Origin of the sequence: Gordonia amarae NBRC 15530, from assembly GCF_000241345.1 — a bacterium.
GTDB lineage: Bacteria > Actinomycetota > Actinomycetes > Mycobacteriales > Mycobacteriaceae > Gordonia > Gordonia amarae.
On sequence record NZ_BAED01000078.1, the window covers coordinates 22,086 to 35,698 of the forward strand.

General features: G+C 68.3%; 13 protein-coding genes and 1 pseudogene. 3 read left to right on the forward strand and 11 right to left on the reverse strand.

Annotated elements, in window-relative coordinates:
* Nucleotides 1–32 precede the first annotated feature (32 nt).
* From GOAMR_RS22940 to GOAMR_RS22970, 7 genes are all read right to left on the reverse strand, one after another.
* Nucleotides 33–653 (reverse strand): response regulator transcription factor, encoded by a 621-nt coding sequence (locus tag GOAMR_RS22940; protein WP_005193518.1) that lies wholly within the window; start codon nucleotides 651–653, stop codon nucleotides 33–35.
* The gene (locus GOAMR_RS22945; RefSeq protein ID WP_005193519.1) at nucleotides 650–1,846 is read right to left on the reverse strand and encodes a sensor histidine kinase; all 1,197 of its coding nucleotides are present in this window, start codon (nucleotides 1,844–1,846) and stop codon (nucleotides 650–652) included. Before GOAMR_RS22945 ends, GOAMR_RS22940 begins: the two co-directional genes overlap by 4 nt.
* Nucleotides 1,847–1,871: 25 nt before the next feature.
* Nucleotides 1,872–2,693, reverse strand: a complete 822-nt coding sequence (locus GOAMR_RS22950) for an ABC transporter permease (RefSeq protein ID WP_005193520.1) — start codon at nucleotides 2,691–2,693, stop codon at nucleotides 1,872–1,874.
* A 30-nt stretch (nucleotides 2,694–2,723) separates the two neighbouring features.
* Nucleotides 2,724–3,662, reverse strand: coding sequence for an ABC transporter ATP-binding protein (locus tag GOAMR_RS22955; RefSeq protein WP_040516214.1), 939 nt, complete (start codon nucleotides 3,660–3,662; stop codon nucleotides 2,724–2,726).
* Between the two features lie 122 nt (nucleotides 3,663–3,784).
* Complete coding sequence (locus tag GOAMR_RS22960; RefSeq protein WP_005193522.1) at nucleotides 3,785–5,281, reverse strand: gluconokinase; 1,497 nt, start codon at nucleotides 5,279–5,281, stop codon at nucleotides 3,785–3,787.
* 47 nt (nucleotides 5,282–5,328) lie between these two features.
* Nucleotides 5,329–6,774: a GntP family permease gene (locus GOAMR_RS22965; RefSeq protein ID WP_005193523.1), complete on the reverse strand. Its 1,446-nt coding sequence runs from the start codon at nucleotides 6,772–6,774 to the stop codon at nucleotides 5,329–5,331.
* 48 nt (nucleotides 6,775–6,822) lie between these two features.
* The gene (locus GOAMR_RS22970; RefSeq protein ID WP_005193524.1) at nucleotides 6,823–7,728 is read right to left on the reverse strand and encodes a LysR substrate-binding domain-containing protein; all 906 of its coding nucleotides are present in this window, start codon (nucleotides 7,726–7,728) and stop codon (nucleotides 6,823–6,825) included.
* Between the two features lie 94 nt (nucleotides 7,729–7,822).
* On the opposite strand from GOAMR_RS22970, the gene GOAMR_RS22975 reads away from it, so the two are divergent.
* The 3 genes from GOAMR_RS22975 (at nucleotide 7,823) to GOAMR_RS22985 (ending at nucleotide 10,454) form a co-directional block, all read left to right on the forward strand.
* Entirely contained in the window at nucleotides 7,823–9,046 is a 1,224-nt protein-coding gene (locus GOAMR_RS22975; RefSeq protein ID WP_040516216.1) for an acetyl-CoA C-acetyltransferase, read from the forward strand.
* 68 nt (nucleotides 9,047–9,114) lie between these two features.
* Nucleotides 9,115–9,810 carry a 3-oxoacid CoA-transferase subunit A gene (locus GOAMR_RS22980; protein WP_005193526.1) on the forward strand — a complete coding sequence of 232 codons (696 nt, stop codon included), beginning with the start codon at nucleotides 9,115–9,117 and terminating at the stop codon, nucleotides 9,808–9,810.
* Nucleotides 9,810–10,454: a 3-oxoacid CoA-transferase subunit B gene (locus GOAMR_RS22985; RefSeq protein WP_005193527.1), complete on the forward strand. Its 645-nt coding sequence runs from the start codon at nucleotides 9,810–9,812 to the stop codon at nucleotides 10,452–10,454. Before GOAMR_RS22980 ends, GOAMR_RS22985 begins: the two co-directional genes overlap by 1 nt.
* A gap of 46 nt (nucleotides 10,455–10,500) precedes the next feature.
* On the opposite strand, the gene GOAMR_RS22990 is transcribed toward GOAMR_RS22985, so the two are convergent.
* The 4 genes and pseudogenes from GOAMR_RS22990 to GOAMR_RS25695 form a co-directional block, all read right to left on the reverse strand.
* Nucleotides 10,501–12,096, reverse strand: a complete 1,596-nt coding sequence (locus tag GOAMR_RS22990) for an AAA family ATPase (RefSeq protein ID WP_005193528.1) — start codon at nucleotides 12,094–12,096, stop codon at nucleotides 10,501–10,503.
* Between the two features lie 116 nt (nucleotides 12,097–12,212).
* Entirely contained in the window at nucleotides 12,213–13,091 is an 879-nt protein-coding gene (gene catA, locus GOAMR_RS22995) for a catechol 1,2-dioxygenase (protein WP_005193529.1), read from the reverse strand.
* A gap of 97 nt (nucleotides 13,092–13,188) precedes the next feature.
* Nucleotides 13,189–13,473: a muconolactone Delta-isomerase gene (catC, locus tag GOAMR_RS23000; protein ID WP_005193530.1), complete on the reverse strand. Its 285-nt coding sequence runs from the start codon at nucleotides 13,471–13,473 to the stop codon at nucleotides 13,189–13,191.
* Nucleotide 13,474: 1 nt separating this feature from the next.
* Nucleotides 13,475–13,613 (reverse strand): annotated as a pseudogene (locus GOAMR_RS25695) (enolase); the annotation flags it as partial.

The window sequence follows — 13,613 nt, forward strand, 5'->3', positions numbered from 1 at the left end:
CAATCGAACGGAAGACGAGCCGTGGGTCGCCCTCAGATCCATCCGAGCGAACGTGCCTTGAGCGCCGCCTCGTACCGGTTGGTCGCGTCCAGTTTGCTCATCGCCGACGACAGGTAGTTCCGGGTGGTCCCCACCGACAGGTGCGCCCGGGAGGCGATCTCCTCCACCGATGCGCCGGTGATGGCGTATTCGAGGACGTCGGCCTCGCGCGGGGTGAGCGGGGAGTTGCCGGAGCTGATGGCCTCGGCCGCCAGCTCCGGATCCACATAGCGGCCGCCCCGGTGCACGGTGCCGATCACCTCTGACAGCGTCGACGCCGGTGTCGTCTTGGGGAGGAAGCCGCGTATCCCGGTTTCCAGGGCGCGTTTGAGATACCCGGGCCGGCCGTGGCTGGTGACGATGATGATCGGTGCGTCGGGGGTGACCGTGAGGATGTCGGCGGCGGTCTCGATGCCGTCGATGCCGGGCAGTTGCAGATCGATGACGGCGACGGCGGGCGCGCCGGCCGCGTCGACGTGCTGGTGCCAGAGTGCGACGAGTTCTTCGCCCGTGCCGACGTGTGCTTTCACCTCGATCTCGGGATCGAGGTCGAGCATGGTCGCCATGGCCACCCGGATGAGTTCCTCGTCATCGGCCAGAAATACGGGAATCATGTGTTGTCCCAACGTATGTGAAGTCCGAACCACCCGTCGTCGAGCGAGGTGTCCAGGGTGGCGCCGACGGTGTCGAGGCGCTCGGCCAGGCCCCGCAGGCCGGATGGTTCGGCCGGGTCAGCGTCTTGTATGCCGTTGTTGCGCAAGGTGATACCGGCAGAACCGAGGATCAGCCGTGCCTCGTCCGCAGTCGAGTGTTTGACGATGTTGGTGGTGCCTTCCCGCACCACCCACGCCGCCGCGTCGTGCAGTGCGGAGGGGATGGCCGAGGGGGATCCCTCGACGCTCAGCTCGCAGCCGGCGGATCTGAGCAGTGCTGCGGCACCGTCGATCTCGGCGGCCAGGTCGAGTTGCCGGTAGCCGCGCACCAGGGTGCGCATCTGCTCCATCGATTCCACGGCCAGCGTCCGGATCTCCTCGACCTCCCCGGCTGCGCGGGTGTTGTCGCCGGCCCGCAACAGCGCCGACGCCAGCTCGCCTTTCACCGCTATCGCCGAGAACCCGCGCCCCACCACGTCGTGCAGGTCGCGGCTGAACCGCAGGCGTTCCTCGGCGACGCGCAGGCGGGCCTCGGCCGACTTGGCCCGCTCCAGATCGTCGATGACCTGCACGGTCCAGACCGTCAGCCGGACGGCTATCGCGATGAAGAGGGCGACGGACACGGTGATCGCGGCCAGCGGGGCGATGTCGGACGGCGAACCCGCGAACGTGAGCACCGACACCGCGGAAACGGCCAGGACCGGAAGCCACGGGCGCGGCCGGAAGAGGCTGATCACGACGATGCCGTACAGGCCCACGGTCAGGCCCCCGGACGCCAACGGTGCCGAATCCGAACCGGTGACACGGAAGGCGATCGCGGCGACCGGCCACAGCACGACCAGAAGTGCGGTGACAACGATCAGCACGGGCTTGCGATAACGGCCACGCCACTCGGTGTCGGGTGAATCGCCGGTATCGGTGGGCGCGGGTGAGGCCGCTGACGCGGCGAGGGTCGGGTGGAACTCGACCGCCCCGATCGCGCACACGCCGCCGACCACGATGAGCGCGGCGATGTGCCATTCGGTCACCGACCCCACCGCGAGCATCAGGATCGGGATCGCGAGGGCGACCTGCAACGACACCCGCGAGTAGAACCGGTACCGCTCGGTCGTCGGCAGATGACGCCACCAGGAGGTGAGGCGTGTGGCGATCATGGCAGCGCACCCGGTCGGATCGGCGTCACCCGCGGTCGTCCCAGCGGAAACTCCGCACGATCATCCACAGGGCAAGGGCAGTCCACAGAGCCATTGTGGCAACAGGCTGCCCGATCTCGCCGAAAACCTCGCCGAAGCGCAGCGGCGTGGCGGCGTCCGCGGCGTCGAAGCGCAGGCCCGACGTGCCCAGGTGTATCAGGTCGCTGACCGCCGCGAACGGAGTCCAGTCGGCGATCCGGGCCAGATTGTCCGGGAGGATGTCGCGGATCGATGCCATGCCGGCGACGGCGAGGACGAACACCGGCAGCGATGTGATCTGTGCGGCCTCGGCGTTCTTGGTGATCGTGGTGGTGGCCAGCGCCAGCAGCGCGAACACGACGATGCCGGTGCCGATCGCGAGCGCGATCGCGATCACGTTGACGGGTGCCGGCGCCCCGAACGCGTACATGACCCCGGCCACCGCGCCCGTGGACACCAGCGTGAGCAGCGCGCCGGGGACCGCGGGTGCCGACATCAGCTGCCAGTCGGTGGCCTCGCCGGTGCGCAGCCGTTTGAGCACACCCTCGTCGCGGCGGGTCACCACCATCGACAGCACCGTGTAGTACTGCACGAACAGCAGCGCCATCATCGCGAAGGTCTCCATGGCCGCGGCCGTGAGGGCGGCGGTGGCGCCGTCGTCGGAGTTGCGGCCGATGAAGAAGGTCAGCAGCGGCAGCCCGATCGGGAAGACGGTGCCCATGAACACCAGGGTCCGGTTGCGGATCAGTTGGCGGAACTCGGCTTTCGCCAGAGCGGCCAGTGGCTGTAGCCGAAAGTTGTTCGGGAGAAGGGTGGTTGAGGTACTCATCAGAAGTCCTTCGGTGAAGTCGGTTCTGGGTTATCCGGTGTGGGCGAGCGCCTCGGAGGTGCCGCCGGCCGCCGCGGCGAGGAAGACCGACTCCAGCGAGGCGGACTGGGCCTGCAGCCCGGCGAGCGTGATCCGCTCCCGATGCGCCCACGACAGCAGCTCGAGCAGGTGCTCCTGCAAGGTGAAGGTGCTGATGGTGACCCGATCACCGGCGTCGATACGCGCCGCCGGGAGCTGCGGGAGCGTCACCCCGGGATGCTCGAACGTGATGCGGGCGGGGTGCTTGTCGACGATGTCGTGCAGCGTGCCGTGTTCGACGATGCGGCCGTCGTGCATGATCGCGATGCGGTCGGCGAGTTCCTCGGCCTCGTCGAGATAGTGCGTGGTGAGCACCATCGTCACCCCCGACGCCTTGAGTCCGGCGAGCAGACGCCAAGTCTGGCGGCGGCTTTCGGGATCAAGGCCGGTCGTCGGCTCATCGAGGAACAGCAACGTCGGCTGCCCGATCAACGCGCACGCCAGATCGACGCGCCGCTTCTCCCCACCCGACAACGATCCGACGCGCACATCCGCCCGGTGGGCGAGATCGACCAGCCCGAGCACATGCTCGACGGTCGTCGGATGCGTGCAGGTGCCCCGCCACATCTCCAGCGTCTCGGCGACGGTGAGTTCGGCGGGCAGACCACCCGATTGCAGCATCACCCCGGTCTCGGCACGAATCCGGTGGCGCTCGGCGACCGGATCGCCACCGAACACCGTCACAGTCCCCGACGTCGGTCGCGCCAGCCCTTCGAGAAGGTCGAACGTCGACGTCTTGCCCGCCCCATTGGTGCCGAGCAACGCGAACACCTCACCGTGCCGCACGTCGAAATCGATGCCTTTCACGGCCTCGTACGCGGTTTTCCCGGATCCGTACACGCGCCGCAGCCCGCGCACGGAGATGACCTGTGATTGCTCAGTTCGGCTCATACCTCTACGGTGCCGAAAACCGCTCTGACCAGGTAGTGCACCCGATCACCAGATCGGATGCACATCCTCACGCCACACCGATGACGTTTGTCATCACCGCGGTGAATCCTGTGACACCGAGGTCAGTCGGGTGGTGCGATGAGGGTGTCGTAGAGGGTCTCGAATTGTGCGGCGCGGCCGGCGTAGTAGGCGGCCCGATCCGTATGTGGCTCGCAGACGTAGCCGGGTTCGGGGCGCCAGCGTTCGATGCCTGGGGCGAGGGTGTCGAGTGCGAGGTAGGCGGTGCCCAGCAGGGTGGTGCGTTTGGCGTCGACGATGTCGATGGGCAGGCCGAGGACGTCGCTGACGGCCTGGAACAGTTCGGGCCGGGCGGCCACGGTGCGGCCACCCGCGGCGATCTTGACCGCGTCCGGTGCGGCGGGCCGCAATTGGCCGGCGACGCGACCGTAGCTCAGGGCGATACCCTCCACGACGCCGCGGTAGATGTCGGTGGCACTGGTGGCGGCGCTGACCCCGGTCATGGTGGCGCGGGCGCCGGCGGCCCAGCCGGTCGAGCGTTCGCCGGTGAAGAACGGCAGCACCAGCGGCGTGGTCTCCGACGGTTCGGCGAGCAGCGCCGCCCGGATGGCGTCGTCGGTGAGCTGGTCGGCGGCGAGGGTTGTGCCCAGCCAGTCGGTGGCGCGGCCGACGTCGTTGAGCGCGCCACCGAGGATCCACTTGTGCGCCGACACCGCGTAACACCACAGTCCCGGTGGCAGATCCTCCGGCAGTTCGTCGACCACCACGCGCAGTGCGCCGCTGGTGGCGCCTGTCGCGCCGATGGTGGTCGCGTCAGCGGCGCCGAGACCGACGTTGGCCGACAGCCCGTCGGAGACGGGGGCGAACCAGCGGGCGCCGGCGACGGCGGGCCAGCGCCGGGCCGCCGCATCTGCCTGTGGTCCGGTAGGGGTGAACGGGTCGTCGAGATGATGGATCGGCGGCAGTTGGTCCGGTGAAATCCCGGACAGCGCGACGATGTCCGGTGACCAGTCGCAGGTCCGGCGGTCCACCAAGCCGGTCCACGAGGCGCTGGCGGTGCCGGTGCCGTGCACACCGAGCAACCGGCGGTAGACGTAGTCACCCAGCGAAAGGTAATGGGTGGGAGCCAGATCCGGTCGGGTGTCCGACAGCCACCGCAGCCGGGCCGGCCAGTAGCTGGAGTGGATGCGGGTGCCGGTGTGCTGCTGCACCGAATGTTCGTCGGCCTCGGCCCGCAACTGCTCCACCTGGGCGGCGCACCGGCCGTCGGCGTAGGTGAAACATGGGGTCAGAGCGGTGCCGTCGGCGTCGACGGCGATCATCGAGGATGCGAAGGAGTCGAAGGCCACGCCCGCGACGGTGCGGTGCCGGAGCCGATCGGACAGCACGTCCAGGATGTGCGAGAGTTCGTCGACCACCTGATCGGGGTCGATGACCGAGGTGCCGTCGGCGGCGGAGGTGAAGGTGTGCGGAACCTTCACCCGCTTGCCGACAGGCCGTCCGTGGGCGTCGTACAGCGACCCACGGCATGCCGTGGACCCGACGTCCAGGCCCAGCACGAGCGGGTCCGCGGCCTCGGCGAGAGCGATTCCCTTGGTCACGTCACTCCTTGTCGAAAAACCCTTGCCGTCCGGTGGTTCCAGGGTGGCTACGTGACCAGGCTCAGCAGCCAGACGAAGACGAACCCGACCACCGAGATGGCGGTTTCCATCAGCGACCAGGTCTTGATGGTCTGGCCGACGGTCATCCCGAAGTACTCCTTGACCAGCCAGAACCCCGCGTCGTTGACGTGCGAGAAGAACAACGACCCGCAGCCGATGGCGAGCACCAGCAAGGCGAGATGGTTGGGTGACAGGTCTGCCGCGAGCCCGGCGACGATGCCCGCGGCGGTGACGGTCGCGACCGTGGCCGATCCGGTCGCCAGCCGGATGCCGACCGCCACGAGCCAGCCGAGCAGCAGCACCGAGAAGTTCTTGCCGGTGGCCCAGTCGGCGATCACATTGCCGACACCGGCATCGACGAGGACCTGCTTGAATCCGCCGCCCGCGCACACGATCAGCATGATCCCGGCGACACCGGGCAGGCCCCGGCCGAGCGAATCGCTGGCCTCGGAGCGGCTCATGCCGCTGCCGAGCCCCAGCACGAAATAGGCGACCGACACGGTGATCAGCAGCGCCACCGACGGGGTGCCGATGACGTCGAGGATCTTGCGGGCCAGGTTGTCCTCGTCGGTGACAACCAGTTTGACGATCGCATCCGGCAGCATCAGCGCGACCGGCAGCAGCAGCATCGCCACCGCCCGGGAGAACTTCGGTTGCCGGGTCGCTCCGGTCTCGGCGGGCGGTTTGGCCTCGGCGGCCGCGCCGGCCGCCGCATGCGCGTCGATAGGTACGAGCCGGTCGAGGAATCTGCCCAGCAGCGGACCGCAGATGATCAGGGTGGGAATCGCCACGATGATGCCGAACAGCAGCGTGCGGCCATGATCGGCGTGCAGGCTCGCGATCGCCGTTTCCGGGCCGGGATGCGGCGGCACCAGGCCGTGCAGCACCGACAGGCCGGCGAGGGCGGGAATCCCGACCAGGATGAGCCGGTGCCCGGAACGCCGCGCCACCATCACCACGATCGGCACCAGGATCACCACGCCGATCTCGAAGAACATCGGCAGACCGATCAGCGCCGCCAGCAGCGCCATACCCCACGGCAATGCGGCGCCCGAGAGTTTGGTGCTGATCGTGTCCACGACCCGTTGGGCGCCACCGGATTCGATGAGGATCTGCCCGAGCATCGCGCCGAGCGCGATCAGCAGCGCCACCGCCCCGGCGGTTCCCGAGAATCCGCCGTTGGGCGATATCGCGCCGTTGGTGAAACTCTTCACCGCGGCGGCGCCGGGAACCCAGGCCACCAGCGCGACCACCGCCGAGGCGATGAGCAGCGACAGGAACGGGTGCAGCTTGATCACGGTGATCAGCACGACCACGGCGGCGATGCCGGCGAGCGCGGCCAGCAGCAACTGCGTGTTTCCGGCGGCGGTGATCTGTGTCGGCGCGTCGCCGACCGGCGCCGGTGCGTCGGCGGCAACGACGAGCATGTTCATCAGGCGAAGTTAACCCACACGGCCAAGCTCGTTGCCGGATTGGCGGATTCAGGTTCCCGGGTCGCCGGGGACCGAGACCTCGCGCAGCACCGTGAGGGCGCGGTCGATGATCGGGGTGGCGGGGTCGCCGAGGCGGCGGGCGGCGACGAGGTCGACGCCCGGGGTTGCCGCGGCCAGGGGGTGGTAGGTGATGCCGGCAATGCCGATCGCGGACGTCGGTTCGGGGACGAGCGCAACACCGAGGCCCGCGGCGACGAGCGTGACCAGGGTCGACGTCTCGATGACCTCGTGGCGGATTCGCGGGGTGAATCCGGCTGCGGCGCAGACGGTTGCGAGCACGCTGTTCATCACCGAACGGCCACCGCCCGCGTGGGCGACGAAATCCTCATCGCGCAGGGTGGCGATGTCGACGGCGCCGGTGGCCGCCGCGGGGTGGCCGTCGGGGAGGGCGATCATCAGCCGGTCGGTGCGCAGCCTCTCGAAACCCACGTCGGGCCGGTCGCCGGAATGACGGAGCAGCGCGAGGTCGATGTCGCCGGTGCGCAGCGCGGCGAACTGGTCGGGGGCGAGCATCTCGCCGCGGATGCTGACCTCCAGGTCGGGGAGGCGATCGCGGAGCGCTCGCGCGAAAGCGGGCAGCACCGAGTAGGTGGCCGATCCGACGCAGCCGATCGACAGCCGTCCGACGCTGCCGTCGGCGACGCGCTGTGCGTGCAGGCCCGCTGCGTCCACGGCGTCGAGGATCGCGACGGTGTGGGCCAGGTAATCGGCTCCGGCGGGGGTCAGCTCGACGCTGCGCGTCGACCGGGTCAGCAGCGCGACGCCCAGCTCGTCCTCGAGCTGCCGGATCTGCTTGGACAGCGGTGGCTGTGCGATGTGCAGGCGTGCGGCGGCGTGGCCGAAATGCAGTTCCTCGGCGACGGCCCGGAAGTACCGGAGATGACGCAACTCCACGCGGCTGATGATAGTGGCAGTTGATATCTCTTGGGTATCAATATCGGCGTTATAGGTACTTCACTCGGAAGAATATTCTCCCTACGCTGGGGATATGTCATCGCCTACCGACATCGTCATCTGCTCGCCACTCCGCACACCCGTGGGGCGGATGGGGGGTGCGCTGGCCGCGGTACCCACCGCCGACCTGGCCACCGGCCTGTTGCGGGAACTGGTCACGCGCACCGGCCTGACCGGCGATGACGTCGACGACGTGGTGCTCGGCCAGGGCTACGCGAGCGGCGAATCGCCCGCGATCGGCCGGATCGCCGCACTCGACGCCGGTCTGGGTGAATCGGTTCCCGGCATGCAGCTGGATCGGCGCTGCGGCTCCGGCCTGCAGGCGGTCCTGAACGCGGCCTCGGCCATCGCCTCGGGCGGTGGTGACCTCATCATCGCCGGCGGCGCCGACTCGATGTCGAACGTGGAACACTACGCGCTCGGCCTGCGGACCGGGGTGCGGCAGGGCGGCATCGACCTCATGGACCGGCTCGACCGGGCTCGCGCCACCGCCGGTGGCCGCTCGCATCCGATCGGCGGCGGCATGATCGAGACCGCCGAGAATCTGCGCGCCAAGTACGGGATCAGCCGCCAGGCGCAGGACGAGCTCGCCGCCCGCTCCCACGCCCGCGCTGTCGCCGCCCAGGGCGCGGGACTGTTCGCCGACGAGATTGTCGCTGTGACGATACCGGGTAAACGCGGTCGCCCCGACACCGTCGTCGACACCGACGAGCATCCCCGGGCCGACGTCGACGCCGAATCTCTGTCCAGGCTGCGCGCCGTGCGGAGCCGGATCGACCCGGATTCGACTGTGACAGCGGGCAACGCGTCCGGCCAGAACGACGGCGCGGCACTGTGCGTGGTGACCACCGCCGAGAACGCGCAGCGCCGCGGACTCACCCCGCTTCTCGCGTTGCGCTCGTGGGCCGTCACCGGCTGCGCCCCCGAGACCATGGGTATCGGCCCGGTTGGAGCCACCGCGAAAGCCCTTGCGCGGGCGGGGCTCACGCTCGCCGACATCGACCTGATCGAACTCAACGAGGCGTTCGCCGTCCAGGTGCTCGCGGTGCTCGCCGAATGGGGCGTCGACGCCGAGGACGAACGCCTCAACCCCAACGGATCCGGCATCTCGCTCGGACATCCGATCGGCGCCACCGGTGCCCGCATCCTGGCCACCGCCGCCCACGAGGCCCGGCGCCGCGACGCGCGCTACGTGCTGGAAACCATGTGCATCGGCGGCGGTCAGGGGCTGGCCGCGGTGTTCGAGACGATCCGGTGAGCGCCGCCGCCCCCCATGCCGGCCCCCTGACCACCATCGACCATTACTGAGATCGGAGACGGATTTCCGTGGCCAAGACAGCAATTCTCCCCACCACCGACGAGGCGGTGGCCGGTATCGAGGACGGATCGACCATCCTCGTCGGCGGATTCGGCCTCGCCGGAATGCCTTTCGACCTCATCGACGCCCTGATCCGGCAGGGCGCCAAGGACCTCACCATCGTCGCCAACAACGCGGGTAACGGCGACGTGGGCCTGGCCGCGCTGCTCGCCGCCGGCCGGGTCCGCAAGGTGATCTGTTCCTTTCCGCGGCAGGCTGATTCGTATGTGTTCGACAAGCTGTACCTGGCCGGCGAGATCGAACTCGAAGTGGTGCCGCAGGGCAACCTCGCCGAACGTATGCGCGCCGCCGGCGCCGGGATCGGCGCTTTCTACTGCCCGACCGGGGTGGGTACCCAGCTCACCGAGGGTAAGGAGATCCGTACCATCGACGGCCGCGACTACGCCCTCGAATACCCCATCCGCGGCGACTACGCGCTGATCAGCGCCCACGCCGGCGACCAGATGGGAAACCTGGTCTACCGCAAGACCGCCCGCAATTTCGGCCCCGTCATGGCGACGGCCGCCGCGACCACCATCGTGCAGGTCTCCTCGATCGTGCCCACCGGCGACCTCGACCCCGAGGCGGTGGTCACCCCGTCGATCTACGTCGACCGCGTGGTCGAGGTCGAGGCCCGCCACTACACCGTGCAAGGAGCCCGCTGATGTCACTGACCTCCGATGAACTCGCCGCCCGTATCGCACAAGACATTCCGGCCGGTGCCTACGTCAATCTCGGTATCGGCCAGCCCACGAGGATCGCCGATCACCTCGCCCCCGAACTCGGCGTGGTCCTGCACACCGAGAACGGCATGCTCGGCATGGGCCGCGAGGCCAAGGGTGACGAGATCGACCCCGACCTCACCAACGCCGGGAAGGTACCGGTGACCGAGACCCCGGGCTCGGCCTACTTCCACCACGCCGACTCGTTCGCGATGATGCGTGGCGGGCACCTCGACGTGTGCGTGCTCGGCGCCTTCCAGGTGTCGGCGACGGGTGATCTGGCCAACTGGCACACCGGAAAACCCGGCGCCATCCCCGCGGTCGGCGGTGCGATGGACCTGGCCATCGGGGCCAAGGACGTGTACGTGATGATGACCCTGTTCGCCAAGGACGGCACCCCGAAACTGGTGCCCGCGTGCACCTATCCGCTGACCGGAGTGGGCTGCGTGAGCCGGATCTACACCGACCAGGCGGTTTTCGAGATCACGCCCGACGGCGTGCGGGTGAGCGAGACCTTCGGAATCGGCATCGACGAACTGCGCGACCGTCTCGACGTTCCGCTGGAGGCCGCCCAACCCGCCGGTTGAGGTATGAGGAGCGTTGGCGCGGGCTCGCACCTCAACGGCGGGGTGGCTAATGCGTTCGGGAGTCCCGCTCGGTCGGCGGAACATAGTGCAGCCCACGGAACACCGCGCTGTGCGCGAACACCTCCGCGTCGACCTCCGTGCCACGGTGCCGGGCCATCCGCAGGGCCATGCGCAGCAGCATCTTGATGTCGCGGGGCGTGATGTCGGGGAAGCCGCCGACCAGATCGTCGAGCAGATCCTCGTCGAGGGTGACATCGTTGCCCGTGGCGAGGATCTGCCAGATCTGGCGGGCGTCCTTCGGTCGGGGCGGCTGATACTCGATCACCGCCGCACACCGCGCGAGGATGGCCTCGTCGACACCGTCGACGCGGTTGGTGGTGAGAAACAGCAGACCGTCGAAATACTCCAGGGTGCGGAGGAATTCGGCGACGATCGCGTTCTGCGACAGATCCAGGCCGCGTTCCATCACGAAGACATCGGCCTCGTCGAGCAGCAGCACCGCATCCCAGCGTTTGGCGCGGTCGAAAATCACCTCGAGATTCTTGCGGACGAGTTCGGCCGTGATGCCCAGGGAACCGGAATGGATCGAGTACAGCGGCCGGTGGGTGGTCTCCGCGTACACCTCTGCGGTCAGCGTCTTGCCCACGCCGGGGCGGCCTTTGGCCAGGATCACGTTGCCCGCGGACTTGCCGTCGATGATGTCGCCGGTGAACACGGAGATGTCGGTGGTGAGGATATCGAGGAGTTCACGCTGCTCGTCGGGCAGGACGAGCTTGTCGCGCAGGTGGGCGTCGTAGACGTAGTCGGTGAGGTCGCCGGTGTTGACGTCGAGGAAGTCCTGGGCGCCGAGATCGAACACCCGCACCGCGGTGATCACCGGCACCGGACCGAACCCCTCGCCCTCGTGCAGAACCGACGGCGCCACCTGCCGCAGTGAGGCGATCTCCGCCGGCGCCACGTCGTGAACCACCTTGCGGCCCAGCCGCTTGTTGGGGGAGCGGTGGTCGTCGGTGCGGATGACCCTGCCGGAGAAGAGGAACTGTTTTCCGAAGCCGCTGTCGATGAGTTCTTGATAGCGTTCGCGCCGGCGCAGGTAATCGGCCTTGAGTGCGGGGGTCTCCTTGTACGCCCCGCCCGCCACCAGCACGTCGGCCGGTGCCTTGCCGACGATCTCGGTCTCGTCGAGCGTGACGATGCGGGGTTTGCGAGAGGGTCGCTTCACGGTGGCGTTGTCGGCCTCCATGGTGAACTTGATGCGTGGACCGTGCGTGCGGTCCGCGTGCTCCATCGTGATGTCCATGACCAGGTACGGATGTAGATAGCCGTCGGTCTCCCGCACGTACAGCCAGCCGTCGATCATGTCGGTGCGCAGGAACGTCCGCAGGATCTCGACGGCCGCGTCGATATGCGGGATGCGGGCGAACTCGCCCGAGCGGGCCGACCGGATCGCCGCGGCGGCGCGGGCGAAGGATTCGTCACCCGACTGTGCGGCAACGGTTTCCAGGTCGATCAGCGCGGCATCGGTGAGATCGCGGTCCGGGACGGTGATCTCCGGAGATCGCCACGACCGCGCCTGCTCGCGGGTGGCCGCGAGATCGCCGGAGGTGGTCGCGGCGACGACGGAGGTGGGTGCGATGAGCATGCGGACTCCTTTGTCCTTCGGGCGGCCTGGCTGTCGGTAACCGCTGAGGGGTGGAAAATACTGCAGGGACGGTGATCTCGCGATCACCGTCCCTGTGTCTCAGCGGCGCATGGGGGCTATGACTCCGGGTCGAGAACGAAGTCGTACACGACGCGGAAACCCTCACCGTCCGGGTTGTCGGTGGGATCGAGCATCAGCTCCGGCTTCACCGCCGACGCGATGTCGTCGTCGTTGTGCGGGTCGCCCGGGAAGTAGAGCTGGGTGGTGATGAGCTCGTAGCCGGGTGCGCTGATCTTGAAGTGCAGGTGGGCCGGACGCCAGGCGTGCCAGCCGGCCGCCGCGATGAGCTGACCGCACGCGCCGTCGGTCGGGATCTGGTACGGGGCGGGGCGCAGCGTGTGGATCTCGTAGCGGCCGTCCTCGTTCGCGATCCAGGTGCCGCGCAGGTTCCACTCCGGCAGACCGGGGGCGAACTGCGAGTAGAAGCCGAGGTCGTCGGCGTGCCACAGCTCGACCTTCGCACCTGACAGCGGGGTTCCGTCGACGGCGCGCACCTGTCCGGCGAACACCAGCGGGTTGCCCGGCTCGTCCTCACGCATCGGGATGGTGCCGTCCCACGCCAGTTCGGGCGAACCCTCGATGTAGTAGGGGCCTTCGATGGTGCCCTTGCTGCCCTCGCGGTGTTCGCTGGCTACCTCCTCGACCGAATGCTCAAGCCAGACATCGAGGAACAGCGGCCACTCGCCGTCCTCGCCGACCTTGATCAGCCACGCCTTGAGGGCGTTGTACTCGGCGTAGCTGACCTTGTCCTCGATGATGATGTCGTTGAGGCTCTTGACGACCTTGGAGGCCAGGTAGTCGACGCGGGCGGTGTCGACGACGCCGGTGCGGCCGCCCGCCTCGGCCATCCGCTCGCGGAATCTGGCGGACGCGTTGGCGCCGGATTCGGCTGCCTTGGCGGTGACTTCGGCGTCGAAGCTGGTGTCGGTGGTCATGAGTACTCCTTTGTTGACGGCCGGTGGGCTGTGGCCGATGGACCTGGGAAGCTGGGGTGAGTGGCTTACTGGGCTGCTGCCACGGACGGAAAAGCGGTCAGCCCAAGGCGATATCGGAGGGATGGGTGGCCAGGGGGGTCACCTTGATGGTCATGTAGGGGAACAGTGGCAGTCCGGAGAGGATCGTGTGCAGTTCGTCGTTGTCGGCGACGTCAAAGATCGAATAGTTGGAGTATTCGCCGACGATCCGCCAGATGTGCGGCCAGGTGCCGGCGCGCTGCAGTTCCTGCGAGTACGCCTTTTCGCGGGCGAGGGTGTCGGCGCGGACGTCCGGGTCGAGATCCTGCGGGATGTGGACGTCCATGCGAACGTGGAACAGCATGTCAGCTCCGATCGGTGCGATAGTGGGCGAGCTTGTCCGGATCGATCTCGAATCCGGTGCCGGGCATCGGCGAGGTGTGCAGGCCGCCGTCGCGGATCTGCAGCGGTTCGGTGAGCAGATCGTCGGCCATGTCCAGGAAG